Raw genomic sequence first — 17,240 nt, forward strand, 5'->3', positions numbered from 1 at the left:
TTCTGGCCCGCTATGGGGATCTAATTTCGATATGGTTGTGGGTATGGGTAGCAAGGGCAATGCGATGCAACCGGGCCAGAGGCCGGTTCCTGCCTTGGCCTGGTTGCATTTGGCGTTGCTCGTTGGCGCCGTATTTATGGGATTGCTCTCGATGCATGTCTTGGTGGCTCCAGCGATGCCGTCGGCCGCCCCGATGAGCTCGTCCGGGCAGGGAATGATCGCTCATTCTTCGGCTCATGATTCCGATATGGCGCCGGCTGGCGGCGACGAGGGCCACGGGTGTTCAGACTGCCCGATGGATCATGAAATGTCGGCTGCTGGATGCGTCCTCGCATTGCTGGCTTTGCTGCTGCTCTTGCGGCCGCCGGGAATTCTCGCACTTGCCAAGAAGATGGCGATGAGGCCGGAGGTCTTGACGCTTTGCCGCCCGCGGTTCCCGCTGTCCAGACCGGATCTGACGGCCTTGGGGATTTGTCGAACGTGACGAGCAGGCTCGCGCATTGTCGCTTGCCTGACATTTTTTGTGCCCCCTTCGAACGGCACTCTAATCTTTCACGTACCACAGGAGAATTCCATGAAGCACAAGACCTTAGGCTTTGGCGCCCTGGCGCTGAGCACCCTCGTCGCGCTGACCTCATGCGCAGCAGATCAAGCCCAGAATGCCCCGGCCACGTTCGAATCCCACGGTTCGGAACATCAGATGTCATCATCGTCGGCATCGGCTGCCGGTGAGGCCAATGCGGCAGACGCGAGTTTTGCCAGCGGCATGAAAGCGCACCATGAACAGGCCCTGGAGATGTCCACGGACCTGCTGGGGAAGGAGCAGATCCCGGGCGAGGTCAGGAAGTTGGCAGAACAGATCAAATCGGCGCAAACCCCGGAAATCGAGCTGATGGAGAGCTGGCTGTCCGGATGGGATATGCCAGAAGGCATGGACCACGGGCAAATGGATCACGGCGAGGGAATGATTTCGCAAGAGGACATCACCTCGTTGAAGGAGTCCACCGGTCCCAAGGCGGCAAAACTGTTCCTGGAGCAGATGATCGCGCATCACGAAGGCGCGATTGAGATGGCCGAGACCGAGATTGCCGATGGCTCGTTCCCCGAGGCCATCGAATTGTCCAAGAATATTGTTGAATCCCAGTCCCAGGAAATCCAGGCGATGAAGGATCTGCTGGGCACGCTCTAGCCGGGGCGCTGGATCACCGGGGAACGATCAGGGGTGTGGGGCTGGTTCCACCTGGAACCCGCCCCGCACCCTTGAAATCCCGCTGTCGTCCCTAGCTTCGGGCCCGAAGCTGGTCCCGGTCGCGCCATGCGCCGGTGGCCCACAGGGCCAGGGCGATGAGCACCGGCTGGAAGAAGAGCCGGGCTAGTCGCTTGCCGTCGGTGTCGAGTCCAAAGGCATCCCGGTGCTCCAGCAGCTGGGCGATGTTGCCGGGGAACACAGCCACGAAGAACAAGGCAACGATCCAGCCGACGTGCACGCGTTTCTTCAGCAAGGCCAGCAGGGAGACGCCAAGCCCCACCTCGGCCACACCCGAGACGATGACCACCAGATCCGGATCCAGCGGAAGGCCCGGCGGAACCTGCGCCTGGAACTCTTCGCGGGCAAAGCTCAGATGGCTGATGCCGGCGTAGGCCAGGAATGCGCCCAACGCGAGGCGCGCTGCATGACGCGGCTTGCTGAGCTGATTAGTCATCGGAAACGGTGACAGTCACGTCGATGTTTCCGCGGGTGGCATTCGAGTATGGGCAGACGGCGTGGGCTGCGTCGGCGAGCTCCTGGGCTGCGTCGTGGTCCATGCCTGGAATGACGACTTCGAGTTCAACCGAGAGCTTGTAGCCTTCGCCTTCACGGTGCAGGCTGACGCGTCCTCCGACGCTGGAGTCCTCGACCTTGATCTTGCGGGCTCGGGCCACGGTGTTCAGTGCCGAATGGAAGCAGGCCGAGTATCCGGCGGCAAAGAGCTGTTCCGGGTTGGTGCCGATACCGCTGCCGCCCAATTCCTGAGGGGCGGTGAGGACCAGATCAAGGCGTCCGTCCGGAGTCTGGGCGCGGCCTTCGCGACCCTGGCCGGTGGACAGTGCTTCTGCGGTGTACAAGGTTTCCATTGTTCTGCCTTTCTGAGGGTGGACGTTCATTGGGGCCGTTGGGATCTAGCGGTCCGCTAGCGGGAGGGTCTGCATCGTTTCGGTGATGCGATGCAGTGAATTCACCAGCGCTTTGGCGCTTTCGATATCAGGCAGTCCCGTGCCGCAGGCGATCTGTTCTGGGATATGTGCCAGGTCATGGCGCAGCTCGGTTCCCTGCTGGGTGAGGACCGCCTTCACTACCCGGGTGTCGAATTCGCTGCGTTGCCGCTGGATGTAGTCTTTGCTTTCCAAGCGCCGCAGCAGCGGGGAGAGAGTCCCGGAATCAAGCTGGAGGATGTCGCCGATTTCCCGCACTGGCTTTGAGCCTTCATTCCACAGCACGACCAGCACCAGGTACTGGGTATAGGTCAGCTGCCAGGGTGCCAAAAGCTCCGCGTAGGCCCTGTTGGTTGCCCGGCTTGCCGAGTACAGGGAGAAGCACACCATCTCATCAACTATCGCCATGACATAATCATTGCACGCAATTCAATTGTGTACAACTTAAATTTGCAGTGATCTAGTTCACCGGTGATCGGGCCAGGGAGCCGAGCGGGGGAATACCGTTACCGTATAGGCCAATCGGGGCGGAAACCCTGCTTGGGTCTCCGCCCCGATTCGGCTTGCCGGTCAGGATTCTTCGGAAGAATCCTTCGCCGGCTTATTGATCATTTCTTCAATCGCACGCCGCTCCTTGCGCGTGGCGGGAATCTGTCCGGTCAACGGGTGGACCACCTGGGCGCCCGGCTTGCCGTTCGGAGCCGGTTCCGGCCGCGTCGATTCCTGCACCTTGGATGCATCGCTCTTGGACGCTGGATCGTTGGCGGTCGCGGTGATCTTGGCGCTGGCCGAATCCATGGCCACGGCCAGCTCTGCCGCGTCGGTGTCGCGCTGGGCCGAGTGCTTGCGGTTGGCCCGGCGCAGGGCGCGCTTTTCCTTGCGCGACTCGACCAGGCGGTAGAGCACCGGAACCAGGATCAGGGTCAGCAGGGTCGAAGAGACCAAGCCGCCAATCACCACAACAGCCAGCGGCTGGGAAATGAACCCGGACTGGCCGGTGAGCCCCAGGCCCATCGGGATCAACGCGAAGATCGTGGCCAGCGCCGTCATCAGGATCGGGCGCAAGCGCTGTCGGGCACCTTGCATGATCGCATCATCCAGGCTCATGGCCTCGCGCTCTGGCGTGGCCACACGATACTGGTTGATCAGGTCGATGAGCACAATCGCGTTGGTGACCACGATGCCCACCAGCATCAGCATGCCAATCAGCGATGGCAAGCCCAAGGGGATGCCCGAGATCAGCAGCAGTCCGATGGCGCCGGTGGCGGCGAAGGGAATGGAGACCAAAAGGACCAGCGGCTGGACCAGCGACTTGAAGGTCGCCACCATGATCACGTAGACAATGGCAATGGCAGCCAGCAGCGCCAGGTAGAGCTGGTTGAAGGACTCGGCCTGTTCGGTGGCGGCGCCACCGATTTCGGCGCTCGCGCCCTCTGGGAGGTCAACGGACTCCAGGGTCTTGGTGACCTCGGAGGAAACCTTGCCCAGCATGTTCTCTTCCGGTGTCAGCGTCACCGTTGCGATCCGTTCGCCATTAGAGGTCGTGACCTGCTGAACGACCTTGGCGCGGTCGACCTTGGCCAAGTCCTGCAGTTCCTGGACACCGGCAGCCGTTGGAATCTTCAGCTCGCGCAGCTTCTGCAAGCTATCGAGCTTCAGCCCCTCGCCGATCTGCACGGTCAGATCCGTGTAGTCCAGGCGCAGCGTGCCCGCCGGAACCGGGGAGACCTGGCCAGCCACCATCCCGGCCAGCTGGGTTTCGGTCAGCCCGGCCGCGGCGGCCTTGTCCGCATCGATATCGATGGAGACCTGTTCGCGTTCTGCCGAGAGGTTATCGGTGATCCCGGTGATGTGCGCAGTGTCCTTCAAGGACTCGCGCATCTTCTGCGTGGCATCGCGAAGGATCGCCTCATCAGGAGCCTTGATCTCGATGGTGACATCGCTGGAAGTCATGGCCGAGGAGTTCGAGCCGAAGGTGACGGCCATGTCCTTGGACAGATCCAGGCCCTGCACCTGCTCGCGCACCGAATTGGCCAGCTCTTCCTGATCCGCATCAGGATTGGTGATGGCGGTGAAGCTGGCGGTATCCGAGCCCGAGGCGAACATGGCCGCCATGCCGCTGGCGGTGCCCACCGTCATCTGCACGTCTTGGATACCGTCGATATCGCGCAGCTTCTCTTCGATCTTGCCCGCTTCGGCCACGGTGGTATCCAAGGCGGTGCCCGAAGGCATTTTCGCGGTCACGGTGATCGAGTTCTCGCCGGTGGAACCCAGCAGGTTGGTGTTGAGCAGCGGGGTCATTGCCACCGTGCCGGCAAGGATGAGCACTGAGGCGAGCAGGGTGATCACCGGATGCTTCTGGGTGGACTTGAGCACCGGCAGGTAGGTGCGCTGCATCCAGGACTTGTCCTCGGCAACGTGGACGGTTCGCGCTTTGTCGCTGCCCGGGCGGTGCGGCAGGAACCAGTAGGCGAGCACCGGAACGATGGTGAGCGAGACCAGCAGGGAAGCAAGCAGGGCAATGGTCATGGTCAGCGCGAACGGGCTGAACAGCTCGCCGGCCATGCCGCCCACCATGGCGATGGGCAGGAAGACCGCGACGGTGGTCAGGGTCGCGGCGGTAATAGCTCCGGCGACCTCCCGCACTGCCAGGAGGATGGATTGCGCCTTGGACTCGCCAAAGGCCAGATGCCGCTTGATGTTCTCGATGACCACGATCGAGTCATCGACCACGCGGCCAATGGAGATGGTCAAGGCCCCGAGGGTCAGCATGTTCAACGTGTAGCCGAAGACATTCATGCCGATGAAGGTGGCCATCAGGGAGAGCGGGATCGAGATGGCGGTGACCAGCGTGGAGCGCACCGAGAAGAGGAAGACCAGGATGATGATGACCGCGAAGCCCAAGCCGAGCGCGCCTTCGACCGCCAGGTGGCTGATCGAGTCCTCGATGAATGGCGCCTGGTCGAAGATCGTGGTCATGGTGGCCTTGTGGCCCAATTCGGACTCGAGGTCGGCAACCATGGCCGCCACGGCATGCGAGATGGCGACGGTATCGCCATCAGGTGTCTTGGTGACCGAGATGGACAGCGTTTCCTCGCCATTGGTGCGGGTGACGCTGGTGGCTTCATCGGCCTTGACCGAGACGTCGGCGACATCCTTGAGCAGCGCCGGGCCATTGTCGGTGACCAGCGGGATGTCCTTGATGGCGTCGAGGCTATCGGGGGTGGACCCGGCGATCACCGGGAGCTCAAGGCCGTCCGCATCCATGGTGCCCACCGGGATCGGAGAGCCGGCATTTTCGATGCCGTCCTTCAGATCATTCACGCTCAACCCGGCACGGGTCATCTCGTCGTTCTTCGGAATCACCGCAATGTGCTGGGAAGCACCGCCGGAGACCGAGGCTTCGCGCACGCCGTCGATCTTCTGCAGCTTTGGCAGTGCAATGCGCTCGACATCGTCATTGAGCGCCTCGAGGGACTCGTCCGAGGAAACGGCCAGCATCAGCACCGGAAGATCAGCGATCGAGCCGGCCAGGGCGGTGGGCTCGACATCGTCGGGCAGCTGCTGCTTCGCGTTGGAGATGGCGCGCTCAACCTGGGCGCGGGCGCGATCCATGTCGGTGCCGTATTCGAAGGTCAGCGCGATGCGCGTGAAGCCTGCCTGCGAGGTGGCGCTGGAGGATTCGAGGCCTTCCACCGCCTGCAGGGCGGTTTCCAGCGGGGCGGCGACCTGTTCGTCGATCACCTCCGGGCTGGCGCCGGCCTGCGTGGCCATGACCGAGATCTGCGGGAACTCCAGCGAAGGGATCAGTTCCTGTTTCAGTGATCCCATGGAAATCACGCCGAAGACGGCGGCGAAGATGGTCACCAGCGCGATGAGCGCCCGGTTCTTCAAGGACAGGATGGCCAAGCGATGCATGCGGGTGTAGTCCTAGCTAAGTCGCAGTACGGAAGTGGGCTTGATCTTAATTCTATGTGGTTGTTCAAGCGCAACTGTCCGTTCTGGAGGCATATCGGCAAAGATCATCCGAGAGGAGTATGAAGATGGCAAAACCCCCTGGGCGCGGTGGCGCTCAGGGGGTTTGAGGGACGCGGGGTGATGCGCCGCCCGGCGGCGATTATGCTCGGACGTTGCCTCCGGGCTCGGCTGCGAAGGCATCGATCGCTGCCAATTCCTCCGCGGAGAATTCCAGGTTGTCCACGGCTGCCAACGAGTCCTCCAGCTGCTTGACGCTTGAAGCGCCCACCAGTGCGGAGGTCACCGGGGTGCCGACCGATTGGTCGCGCAGCAACCAGGAGATCGCCATTTGCGCCAAGGACTGGCCGCGCTGCGCTGCAATAGCGTTCAGTCCACGGATGCGTTCCAGGATCGGTTCGGTAATCGAGGATTCCGAGAGGAAGCGGCCCTTGGTTGCCCGGGAGTTTTCCGGGATTCCGTTCAGGTACCGGTTGGTGAGCAGGCCCTGGGCCAGTGGGGAGAACGCAATCGATCCGGCGCCCGCTTGTTCCAGAGCCTGGAAGAGATTTGGCTCGCCAGCTTCGGTCCACCGGTTGAACATGGAATAGCTGGGCTGGTGGATCAGCAGCGGCGTACCCAGTTCCTTGAGGATCCGGGCAGCTTCAAGTGTCTGCCCGGGCGAGTAGGAAGAAATGCCGGCGTACAGGGCTCGTCCGGAGCGCACCGCTTGGTCCAGCGCGCCCATGGTCTCTTCCAGCGGGGTGTCCGGGTCCGGGCGGTGGCTGTAGAAGATGTCCACGTAGTCCAGGCCCATGCGCTCCAGCGACTGGTCAAGGCTGGAGAGCAGGTATTTGCGCGAACCGCCATCGCCGTACGGGCCAGGCCACATACGGTGTCCGGCCTTGGAAGAGATGACCAGTTCATCGCGGTACGGCTTGAAGTCCTGGGCAAGGTGCCGGCCGAAGTTGGTTTCCGCGGTGCCATCAGGAGGACCGTAGTTGTTGGCCAGATCGAAATGCGTGACGCCGAGGTCGAAGGCGCGGCGCAGGATGGCGTTCTGTTCGTCGAAGCGCTTGTCATCGCCGAAGTTATGCCACAGTCCTAGTGAGATGACCGGGAGCTTGAGGCCGCTTCGTCCAACGCGGCGGTATGGCATGGATTCGTAGCGGTTCGCAGCTGCGGAGTAAGTCATGGATACCTTTCAGCAATGTGTCCGGCGCGGTCTGTGCCGGACAGCATTTTTGAGGATACCGGTAAAAGTGATCTGGGACTCTTTTATTGTGAAGTGAGTCGCTGGCATTCCAAGAAATCATTTCCGGCGTGCCGGTGCGCTGCTCCGCCTGGGCGATTAACGGCCAAGAGCCGCCCGCCATTCGGCGAGCGGCTCTTGGCCGTGGGGGACTAGGCCAGTCCCAGGGTCTTATCGGTTGCTGCCTTGACCTCTGCGTAGAGCGCCGGGTTCTCGTTCAGCTTCTGGCCGTAGGAAGGAATCATGTCCTTCAGCTTCGACTCCCAGCCTGCGAACTGCTGGGGGAAGCAGCGCGAGAGCAGGCCAACCATGATCGGGGTGGCGGTCGAAGCGCCTGGCGAAGCGCCGAGCAGGCCGGAGATGGAGCCGTCCGAAGAAGTGATGACCTCGGTGCCGAACTGGAGCACACCGCCCTTCTTGGCGTCCTTCTTGATGACCTGCACGCGCTGGCCAGCGGTGATCAGCTCCCACTGGGAGCCATCGGCACCTGGGAAGTATTCGGTCAGTGCCTCGTCCTTCTTGGCGCGGGACTTGAGCACTTCCTTGATCAGGTAGGTGGTCAAGTCCAAGTTGTCCTTGCCCACTGCGAGCATCGGGATCAGGTTATGCGGACGCAACGAGAGTGGCAGGTCCAGCTGGCCGGTGGACTTCAGGAAGTTCATCGAGAAGCCAGCGTAGGGGCCGAACATCAGCGAACGCTTGCCGTCAACAAAGCGGGTATCCAGGTGTGGAACCGACATTGGAGGAGCGCCGACCGAAGCCTGGCCGTACACCTTGGCGTTGTGCTGGTTGACGACAGTTTCATCGGTGCAGCGCAGGAACTGCCCGGAGACCGGGAAGCCGCCGAAGCCCTTGATTTCCTCGATGCCAGACTTCTGCAGAAGTGGCAGCGCGCCGCCACCGGCGCCAACGAAGACGAACTTTGCCTTGACGTTCTTGACCGAGCCGGAAGCCTTGTCCTTGACGGTCAGTTCCCAGCCGGCGCCGGAGCGCTTGAGGTTCTGAACCTTGTGGCCGTAGTTCACGGATGCGCCAGCGGCGCCAAGGGAGTTGGTCAGATCCGCGGTGAGGCGGCCGAAGTCGACGTCGGTGCCGGAGGTGACGCGCGAAGCGGCGACCTTCTGGGATGCGTCGCGACCCTGGGCCACCAGTGGAGTCCACTCGTTGATGGTGTCCAGGTCGTTGGTGATTTCCAGTTCCTCGAACAGCGTATTGGGCTTGAGTGCCTCGTAGCGGGTCTGCAGGTACTTGGAGTGCTCATCGCCGATGACGAACGACATGTGGGGCAGCGGGTTGATGAAGCTGTTGTCAGCAACGCGCTTGTTGTCCACTGCCCAGGAGTAGAACTGGCGGGACATCTGGAACTGCTCATTGATCCCAATGGCCTTGGCCGGATCAACCGAACCGTCAGCAGCAGCAGCGGTGTAGTTCAACTCGCACAGGGCCGAGTGGCCGGTACCTGCGTTGTTCCAAGGGGAGGAGGATTCCAGCCCTGCCTTGTCCAGGTTCTCAAATAGACCAATAGACCAGGTTGGTTCTAGCTGGTTGATCATAGTGCCCAGGGTGGCACTCATGATGCCGGCACCGATTAGTACTACGTCAAAAGATTCGGTTGACGTTTCAGAAGGCACAAGGAACTCCATCGACAGTGATACTTTGCTCTATCCCAGAGTAGACCTAACCACCCTCGGGTTAGAAATCCTCAACTCGGTTAAGGGTCATTAACTTGAGATGGATGGCGAATTCGTCATCTGGACATCGGCGAAGCATTCATTGAGCATTGGAGATGGCGGATAGAAGGTGACATTTCCGTTAAATGCCAGTGCAGAGATCGGAAAGACCAGTGGCAACAGGGGCAAGTCCTCATCCAGGGTTTTCAGGATGCTCGCGTAGGCCGCCGTGCGTTCTTCACCCGATGGGATCGAACGGGCCAGCATGATTTGTGAGTCAAGTAACGCGGACTTGTAGCCGAACTCATTGCCTTTATTCGCCAGGATGCCCGAAAGGAAGTCATCGGCTGATCGATAGCCGCCGGAGAAGCCCAGCAGGTGCAGGCCGTTGAACTTGCTGGATTGGACGGTCTTGACGTAGCCGTCGGTCCAGGCGATGGGCCGCGGCTTGATCCGGATGCCCACCGTGGCGAGGTCCTCCGCAATTTGCGCAAAGGTCCGTTCCGGCAACGGCAAGTAGTTGCGGGAGACGCGCAATGGGTAGGCGAACTCGATTTCCTCGCCCTTGTAGCCGATCTTGTCCAGCAATTCCCTGGCCTTTGCCGGATCATGGGTGGCGGTGTCTTCGGGGGTCGGAATGCTCAAGGCCGGCGGCAGGATCGTTGCCGCGTATTTGGATCCCTGGATGAACAGCTTGTCGGCCAGCGCGCTGCGGTTGATCCCGTGGGCGATGGCTTGGCGGAACTCTGGCTGGGCAAGCCATTGATTGCGCTGGTCCATGCCGAGATAGAGCACGGAGAAAGGATCACGCTGCACCACGACCTTGGCATTGCGCACCAAGGTGCGCATGGTGTCGACGGACACCATGTCAAAGCCGTCGATTTCATCGGCCAGCAGCGCGCCCTCCCTGTTATAGGGGGAAGGGATCGAGGAAATCAGAACCACTTCAGGGTATTGCTTGTTGTCGGTGAGGCGCTGCTGGTCCCAGTAGTCGGCGAAGATCTCCAGCCGGACAACATCGTTGTCCAGGGATACGAACCGGTACGGTCCAGTGCCCATGGGCTTGGCAGCCAGTGATTCCGCCGGATTCTCCTTTGGCCCGCCGGTCAGTGCGCTCGGCGCGGCAATGGCCATTCCCGGAAGTGTCAGGGCTTCAATGAGCCCCGGCAGCCGGCGACGCAGATCCAGCGTGACGACATAGGTATCCGTTGCCGTGATGGACTTGAAATGGCTGGCGGAGCCGCCTTCGGACGTCCCCTCGAAGAGATCGGTGGTGAACTGCTTCTGCAGATCCGCCAGCTGCTGGAGGCGCTGTTGCTCGCTGGCGAGCTCTTCGGGCGTTGCATTCTCCTTCTCCTTGGCCGGCAGCTCGAGATCCTTGGCCTTGGGCAGGGAGGGCATGTTGCTGTAGTAGTGGAAAACATCGAAGAAGCCTTGCGCCGACTGCTCGCTGAGGGCCTTGGTCATTGACTCCCAGCGCTTGAAGTTCGCGACGACTGCCTGGGCGTTGAGCTCGGTGCCATCGTGGAACTTGACGCCTTGGCGCAGCGTGAAGGTGTAGCTCAGGCCGTCATTGCTTTCGGTCCACGAATCGGCCAACCCGGCTACCGCGCCACCGGTATCCGGATCAATGTCGATCAGCGTCTCGTAGACCTGGCGGGTCACGCGGAAGGATTCATTGTCCGCGACGATGGCTGGATCCAATTTGATGGGGGGAGCGGAGGCTGCCAGTCGCAAGGTACGCGGGGCGGGCTTGGCCGATGCAGAAGCCGGAACGGCAGATGAAGCCTGTGATTCAGGGTTGGCGGTGCAGGCGGCCAAGGCCAGCGCGGTTGTCGCTAAAGTACCGGTCAGCACTGCGCGTCGAGATACGAAACTTAGTGGCAAATCGGGCACTGGGATGGCTCATCTTCCTTATAGCAAGCAGTTTTCAGTTCCGCGCACCACGGGAATCGATGATGGCGCAACGGTATTTATCAAAGATAGCGCACCAAAGTGCTGGCCTCGGGGGCTGAAACTCCCGGTGCCAGCACTTGTCACCGAATCGTTAGCTGCGGTGCACGAGATTCTCACCAGCTTCACCGGCTGCCCAAGCAGCGACCTGGCGCTGCAGCAACTTGACCATGCGTGGGAAGAAGGCAGCAGTATTGCCGCCGTTGTGCGGAATGATCAGTGCATTCGGGCATTTCCACAACGGGTGGTCTTGCGGTAGCGGTTCGGGGTCGAAGACATCCGAGGCGACATTCAGGCGTCCGGAAGCGACTTCGGCCACAAGTGCTTCGGTGTCCACCACGGGGCCGCGTGCGACGTTGACCACGGTAGCGCCATCGGGGAGCCGGGCCAGCAGCGAGGCATCAACTAGCTGATGGGTGGAATCGTTGAGCGGAACGATGAGTATCAATACGTCGATCCCTGGTGCATGGGCAGCCAGATCGCCGGTTGCGTAGACAGGCCCATGGTCATCGGTGCGCGCCGCGGACCCAAAGCGCAGAAGGTTGACCTCGAAGGGTTCCAGCCTCTTGCGGATCTCATCACCGATGCCGCCAACGCCCACCAGCCCCACGGTCCGGTCGGCCAAACCGGGCCACGGGTGCGGATTCCAGCGGCCGTCCTGCTGATCGCGGACCGCTTGGGGGAAACCGCGCAGCGAGGCGATGGCCAGGCCGATGGCCATCTCCGCGGTGGACGCGGCGTGGACGCCGGCAGCGGTATTGATATTGGCACGATCTCCGATGAGTTCCACCATGCCGTCGTAGCCAGTGGTCTGAGTCTGGACCACCTTCAGATTCTCCGCCGTGCCGATGGAGCGCAGGGTGTCGGCCGTCGCCATATAGGGCATCACCGCGATCTCGATGTCTTCTAGCGGTACCTGGGGCTCATTCTCCAAGTCCCACAGCACAGGTTTGAGGTTCTCGGGAAAAGCTCCGATTGCGTCAATAAGGTCTTGGCTGGGAAATGAGATGGTTCGTTGGGTGCTCATGGATTTACTCTACAAATGCCGTCAATAGTGGAGAAGTAACTCCTAGTCATATCCTGTAATGAAGGTCACCGCGGATCCGGGGCTATCGAATTTGCGCTGGGGGATAAAGCTGGTAGAGTTTTATCTCGTTGCGAAAGCGCGGAGCTCGAAAAAGCTTCTAGAACATCGCAGCGGGCGCCTCTAGCTCAATTGGCAGAGCAAATGACTCTTAATCATTAGGTTCCGGGTTCAAGTCCCGGGGGGCGCACCAACATGTTGATCGATACCATCGAAATGCGTGTTCACAAAAATGAATATGCGCCTCTAGCTCAATTGGCAGAGCAAATGACTCTTAATCATTAGGTTCCGGGTTCAAGTCCCGGGGGGCGCACCAAAATCAAGGTTCGAATTGCCGCCATTTCTGGTAGCGATTCGGACCTTGCTTCATTTCTGCCCGTAGCCATTTCCGGCATCGCGGGGCCATGGCGGCAGCCGCCGGGGGAATCCGCCTCCACCGCTCATTGCGACGTCCCAATTGGCAGGATTCGAGGTGCACAGCCCAGGGCAATCCCCTTTAGGTTCGCAGGCCCAGGGCCGAGTTGAATAACATTTTATGTGTCGCGGATTACTCAACGCTGCAATAGAAGGCCCCAAGTGCCGTCCGACCTGTGGTTTTTCGGTTTTCTCGGCGAATGGTGGCGATTTTTGATTTGAACCTGTTTCTGCTTATGATTATCTACGTTGCAACGATGGTTAGTGAAAACGAACTAGTCAGAGCGATATGCGCCTCTAGCTCAATTGGCAGAGCAAATGACTCTTAATCATTAGGTTCCGGGTTCAAGTCCCGGGGGGCGCACAGTTGATCCGATCTGAAGGCTTCAGGTCGGATTTTTTGCATACCGCGATGAGAAGAGGTTCACCGATGAGTACTTCCGAAGCAACCGCACGCCTGTCCACCGGCGACCGGGCACCTGAATTCAACTTGAGCGACGCCGCCGGCAATTCCGTAGCGCTGGCCGATTATCGCGGGCAGAAGGTCATTGTCTATTTCTACCCCGCCGCCGCAACTCCAGGGTGCACCAAGCAGGCCTGCGATTTCCGCGACTCGCTGGCATCGCTGCAGGCCTCGGGCTACCAGGTACTGGGGGTTTCCCCGGACAAGGTCTCGAAGCTGGAAAAGTTCGTGGCCAATGAAGAGCTGAACTTCCCGCTGCTTTCGGATGAGGATCATGCCGTGGCTGAAGCCTATGGCGCATGGGGCGAGAAGAAGAACTATGGCCGCGTGTACGAGGGGCTGATCCGGTCAACGATCGTTGTTGACGAGGAGGGCATGGTGAGCCTGGCGCAGTACAACGTCCGGGCCACCGGGCACGTGGCGAAGTTGCGCCGTGACTTGGGCCTTGATCCGAAATAGGCAAGGGCGAGGCTCGATTTCATCTCGGGCTGAACTTCCGCTACACTAAATGAGGTCGCCTTCGAGATCCATGGTTCTCGGTGTAGCGCGAGCGAGTATGGCGGAATTGGTAGACGCGCTGGATTTAGGTTCCAGTGTCTTCGGACGTGAGAGTTCAAGTCTCTCTACTCGCACCAGAGAAAACCCTGCGGTCCCAGTTGCTGGATCGCAGGGTTTTTGCATGCCTCGCGGCTTGTCCGCGGGCGTAGTATCGAAATACGCAGTCAGTCAGCGGCGGCGACCGCTGCTCCACGTCGCGGCAAGGGAGAAACGTCATGGCCGAAGAGCGTTTGCCTACCACCTACGGGCTGGCGGAATCTGACCCGCAGCAGATCCTGATTGATCGCCGGAACATCAGCGCCTCGGATCTCGAGCAGATCGAACGGATCATGGCTGAAATGGGGCGCATGAGGCAAATCGAGCGCAAGATCATGCGCAGTTCGCAACGTTTCATGAAACTCAATGAGACGGATATGCGCGCGTTGCGGCAGATGATTGCCGCAAAGAACACGGGCAAGGTGCTGACCCCGTCGGACCTGCGCGAGTACCTGGGGATATCCAGTGCCTCGGTGACCAAGATGGTCGACCGGCTTGAAGCCAACGGCCATGTCAGGCGAAGCCAGCATCCCACCGACCGGCGTTCGCAATGCATCGAAGTCACCGAGCAGACGCACCTGGCCGCGCGCGAGCAAGTGGGACGGCACCATGCCCAACGATTCCAAGTCGCCCGCTCCATGACCGCTGAGGAGCGCGAGATCGTGATCCGCTTTCTCTCGGCGACCTCTGATGCACTGGAGGTGAGCCTGGAGCAGGCCGCGGAGCAGGGGCAGTAGCAGGCCTTTGGCCTACACCTGCTGGTTATCGTGTTCGGCGGCCGTCACGATATTCTTGATGGTGGCCGGGAAGATGATCCCGTGGAAGGGATACACGGCCCACCAGTAGCATCGTCCCCACAGTCCGCGTGGGAAATACACGGCGCGTTGGACCAGCTCGGTCTCCCCGTTCTCTTGGGGGCTCAGCCGATACTCCAGCCACGCCTGGCCAGGCACGCGCATTTCAGCCCGCAATCGCAGCAGCCGGTCCTGCTGGAGGGCTTCCACGCGCCACCAGTCCAGCACATCGCCCAGGGCCAAGGTGCTCTTGGAGCGCCGCGTGCGGCGTGAGCCCACGCCTCCGGCGAGCTTGTCCAGCAGCCCGCGCAACTTCCACAGCGTGGGAAAGGCGAAATAGGGGGAGTCCCCGCCGAGTCGCTGTACCACCTGGAACAACTCCGGCGCGCTGGCCGTCGTGGTGGCCCGGCGGACGTCGCTGTAGCTCTTGCGCCCGGCCCATTGCGGGTCGGACGGCAAGGGCTCGGCTGGTGACGACAGCGGATGGGCCGTGGCCCACGTGGTCTCCACCGCGTCCGCCTCGATTTTCTCCAGCGCCAGCTCCACCGCCCTGGGGTAGTCGCACAAGCCTTCCGCCGGCGGGGGAATCAGCGTGTCGATCTCGCGGGAGCCCATGACGCAGTCGTGCTGCAGGGATTGCACCAGAGCCGAGGCCAGGGTGCGCGGCAGCGGGGTGACCAGGTTCACCCAGTGCGAGGCCAGCCGCGGCGTCAGCAGGGGCAGGGCCCACACCGAGGGTTCGCGCAGGCCTGCGCAGCGGGCGTAGATCTTCATCAGTTGCGCATAGCTGTAGGCCTTCGGGCCGCCGATATCGTAGACGCCCTGCACCGGCTCCTTCAGCTGCGCGGCGCAGACCAGGTAGTGCAGCGCGTCGCGCACGGCGATGGGCTGGACCTGATTGGTGACCCAGCGCGGAGCCGGCATCACCGGCAGCACGTCGCTCAAATGCCGGATCATCTCGAAGCTGGCGGATCCCGACCCGATCACCAGTCCTGCTTGGAGCACCAGGGTGTCCACCGACGAGGCCAGGATCTTCCCCACGGCCACGCGCGATGCCAGATGCTCGCTCAGCTGCCCTTGCGGGTGCAGACCCGAGAGGTACACCACCTGCTCCACGCCCTGCTGCTTCGCGGCCCGGGCCATGATGGCGGCGCAGCTCTTTTCCTGCTCGGCAAAATTGCGCGTGCCGGACATGGAATGAACCAGGTAGTAGACCAGCGCGACGCCGCGGCACAACCGGTTGACCGCCTCGGCGTCTTCCAGATCGCCTTCGATGATCTCGACCTCGTCGTGCCACGGAATGTCGCGAAGGCGCTGTGCGTCCCGGGTGAAGACCCGCACCTGATGCCCGTTGCGCAGGAGTCGGGGGACCAGCCGCCCGCCGATGTATCCGGTGGCTCCGGTGACGGCGATCAGGCTCATGGAATTCTCCCGCCGGTACGGGCCGCGGTTCTGCGCCGCCACGCAATCAGCAGCGAGCCGAGCAACGCGGCCAGCGCGCAGCCCAGCGAGGCATAGCCAACGATCTCCGAGGGGTTGCTCCCGGCCAGCCGGCTCACGCCGATCCAGGCCAGGCCCCAGCTGATGGCCAAGGCGGCGAAGGCATTGCCGGCGTAGTAGCTGATGGCCAGGGCCACCAGCGCGGCAATCACCAGCAGCGCTACGGCCGCCGCGGGGGCCCACCGAGCACCTTCGCCGACACCCAGCGAGAGCAGCCAGGCGGCCACGTTCGCGATGCTGGCCACGCAGACCCACCCGAGGTAGAGCCCGAAGGTCAGCCAGATCACCCAGTACTCGGTGCGTGAGCCCGGGGTTCCGGAGGCCATGAGGCGGATCATCCAGGCAAGGACGGCGACGAGCGCGAAAATGACGATCACGCTGAAGCCGAGCCAACCCAGCTGGACCACGGAAATCCAGGCGGCGTTGAGCAGGGCCGAGATCATCGCCGGAACCCTGAGTTTCGCGCCCCAGCCGGAGCGCCGTCCCGGGGCGGTGAGCTGGTAGACGCCATAGACGGCAAGCCCGGTGTAGACCACGCTCCAGATGGAGAAGGCGGGCCCAGCCGGGGCCAGCAGGGTCGCATCGGCGCTCAGGTAGCCGCCGGCAACTTGCTGGACCGGGGTTCCGCCGAAGGCGCCGCTGCCGATGAAGGATACGGCGATGGCAATGAGCAAGGACAGGGCGGTGAGCAACGGGGTGGTCCATAGCGGATCGCCGATGCGCTGGGCGCCGGGCGATAGTGCGGGGTCAGGCGATCGATTCACGGGGTCCTCCACAGGTTCTTCAAAGATTTCCAAATCCGGGTCGACAAAACGAGATAGTTAAACCATGATGTATCTAGATAAGCTAAATATCAACCTTTCGAGATAAGTGATCATGCGCCACACACCACCGCTTCGAACCTCGGATTTGTTCCGGGTGCTCCTGGGCCTGCAGCGTGCCTATGCACAGAGTGAAGTGCGTTTTCGTTCCAGCCTCAACCTGAACGATACAGATCTGCGGGCCGTCAACCTCCTGCGCTCCCGGCAAACGCCCAGCCCCGGCGAACTCGCCCGGGAACTGGGGCTTTCCTCGGCCGGGATCACCTCGGTGCTCGATCGCCTCGAGGCCCGGCAGATGGTCCAGCGCGAGCACCACGGATCGGATCGACGCCGGACACTGGTGCGCCCGGGCCGCGCATTCCCCGGGAATGCCGGCGCCTCGATGGTGCTCCTGCGCGGCCTGCACCGGTTCTACTCCCAGCTCGATGAGCCGACCCGCCTCGCGCTGGGCCAGCTGCTCGCGCAGATCCATCGGGAGCTGGACGCCACCGGCGCGACGGCGCCCGCAGCCCCCACATCCACCCTCACCACGCCCCCGGAGCAGTGAC

At 61.8% G+C, this 17,240-nt stretch carries 15 protein-coding genes and 4 tRNA genes; 9 read left to right on the plus strand and 10 right to left on the minus strand.

Going from position 1 to position 17,240, the window contains the following annotated elements:
* The first annotated feature begins 43 nt into the window (after positions 1-43).
* Positions 44-484 (plus strand): DUF6153 family protein, encoded by a 441-nt coding sequence (locus tag OF385_RS06495; protein ID WP_264277529.1) that lies wholly within the window; start codon positions 44-46, stop codon positions 482-484.
* A 90-nt stretch (positions 485-574) separates the two neighbouring features.
* Positions 575-1,189, plus strand: coding sequence for a DUF305 domain-containing protein (locus tag OF385_RS06500; RefSeq protein ID WP_264277530.1), 615 nt, complete (start codon positions 575-577; stop codon positions 1,187-1,189).
* Positions 1,190-1,280: 91 nt separating this feature from the next.
* Here OF385_RS06500 and OF385_RS06505 read toward each other — a convergent pair whose 3' ends face one another.
* From OF385_RS06505 to OF385_RS06540, 8 genes are all read right to left on the minus strand, one after another.
* A complete protein-coding gene (locus OF385_RS06505) occupies positions 1,281-1,703 on the minus strand; it encodes a DoxX family membrane protein (protein ID WP_264277531.1) in 423 nt (140 codons plus the stop codon).
* Positions 1,696-2,115 carry an organic hydroperoxide resistance protein gene (locus tag OF385_RS06510; RefSeq protein ID WP_264277532.1) on the minus strand — a complete coding sequence of 140 codons (420 nt, stop codon included), beginning with the start codon at positions 2,113-2,115 and terminating at the stop codon, positions 1,696-1,698. Before OF385_RS06510 ends, OF385_RS06505 begins: the two co-directional genes overlap by 8 nt.
* Before the next feature lie 45 nt (positions 2,116-2,160).
* A complete protein-coding gene (locus OF385_RS06515; RefSeq protein ID WP_264277533.1) occupies positions 2,161-2,601 on the minus strand; it encodes a MarR family winged helix-turn-helix transcriptional regulator in 441 nt (146 codons plus the stop codon).
* 162 nt (positions 2,602-2,763) lie between these two features.
* Positions 2,764-6,111 (minus strand): efflux RND transporter permease subunit, encoded by a 3,348-nt coding sequence (locus tag OF385_RS06520; RefSeq protein WP_264277534.1) that lies wholly within the window; start codon positions 6,109-6,111, stop codon positions 2,764-2,766.
* A 199-nt stretch (positions 6,112-6,310) separates the two neighbouring features.
* Entirely contained in the window at positions 6,311-7,342 is a 1,032-nt protein-coding gene (gene mgrA / locus OF385_RS06525) for an L-glyceraldehyde 3-phosphate reductase (RefSeq protein ID WP_264277535.1), read from the minus strand.
* Between the two features lie 209 nt (positions 7,343-7,551).
* Complete coding sequence (locus OF385_RS06530; protein ID WP_264277536.1) at positions 7,552-9,042, minus strand: malate:quinone oxidoreductase; 1,491 nt, start codon at positions 9,040-9,042, stop codon at positions 7,552-7,554.
* A gap of 78 nt (positions 9,043-9,120) precedes the next feature.
* On the minus strand, positions 9,121-10,965 hold the full coding sequence (locus OF385_RS06535) for an ABC transporter substrate-binding protein (RefSeq protein ID WP_264277537.1): 1,845 nt from the start codon (positions 10,963-10,965) through the stop codon (positions 9,121-9,123).
* A 151-nt stretch (positions 10,966-11,116) separates the two neighbouring features.
* On the minus strand, positions 11,117-12,049 hold the full coding sequence (locus tag OF385_RS06540) for a 2-hydroxyacid dehydrogenase (protein ID WP_264277538.1): 933 nt from the start codon (positions 12,047-12,049) through the stop codon (positions 11,117-11,119).
* Positions 12,050-12,223: 174 nt separating this feature from the next.
* Here OF385_RS06540 and OF385_RS06545 point away from each other — a divergent pair.
* The 6 genes from OF385_RS06545 (at position 12,224) to OF385_RS06570 (ending at position 14,314) form a co-directional block, all read left to right on the plus strand.
* Positions 12,224-12,299: transfer RNA gene (locus OF385_RS06545), tRNA-Lys, on the plus strand.
* 47 nt (positions 12,300-12,346) lie between these two features.
* A tRNA-Lys gene (locus tag OF385_RS06550) sits at positions 12,347-12,422 on the plus strand.
* Between the two features lie 389 nt (positions 12,423-12,811).
* Positions 12,812-12,884: transfer RNA gene (locus OF385_RS06555), tRNA-Lys, on the plus strand.
* Positions 12,885-12,950: 66 nt separating this feature from the next.
* Positions 12,951-13,442, plus strand: coding sequence for a thioredoxin-dependent thiol peroxidase (bcp, locus tag OF385_RS06560; RefSeq protein ID WP_264277539.1), 492 nt, complete (start codon positions 12,951-12,953; stop codon positions 13,440-13,442).
* 91 nt (positions 13,443-13,533) lie between these two features.
* Positions 13,534-13,618 (plus strand) — tRNA-Leu (locus OF385_RS06565).
* Positions 13,619-13,756: 138 nt separating this feature from the next.
* Complete coding sequence (locus tag OF385_RS06570) at positions 13,757-14,314, plus strand: MarR family winged helix-turn-helix transcriptional regulator (RefSeq protein WP_264277540.1); 558 nt, start codon at positions 13,757-13,759, stop codon at positions 14,312-14,314.
* Between the two features lie 12 nt (positions 14,315-14,326).
* On the opposite strand, the gene OF385_RS06575 is transcribed toward OF385_RS06570, so the two are convergent.
* The gene (locus OF385_RS06575) at positions 14,327-15,793 is read right to left on the minus strand and encodes an SDR family oxidoreductase (RefSeq protein ID WP_264277870.1); all 1,467 of its coding nucleotides are present in this window, start codon (positions 15,791-15,793) and stop codon (positions 14,327-14,329) included.
* On the minus strand, positions 15,790-16,635 hold the full coding sequence (locus OF385_RS06580) for a TspO/MBR family protein (RefSeq protein WP_264277541.1): 846 nt from the start codon (positions 16,633-16,635) through the stop codon (positions 15,790-15,792). Before OF385_RS06580 ends, OF385_RS06575 begins: the two co-directional genes overlap by 4 nt.
* A gap of 112 nt (positions 16,636-16,747) precedes the next feature.
* Between OF385_RS06580 and OF385_RS06585 the strand changes: the two genes are divergently transcribed.
* Positions 16,748-17,239, plus strand: coding sequence for a MarR family winged helix-turn-helix transcriptional regulator (locus OF385_RS06585; RefSeq protein ID WP_264277542.1), 492 nt, complete (start codon positions 16,748-16,750; stop codon positions 17,237-17,239).
* Position 17,240 lies beyond the last annotated feature (1 nt).

This window comes from Glutamicibacter sp. JL.03c (assembly GCF_025854375.1).
Taxonomy (GTDB): domain Bacteria; phylum Actinomycetota; class Actinomycetes; order Actinomycetales; family Micrococcaceae; genus Glutamicibacter.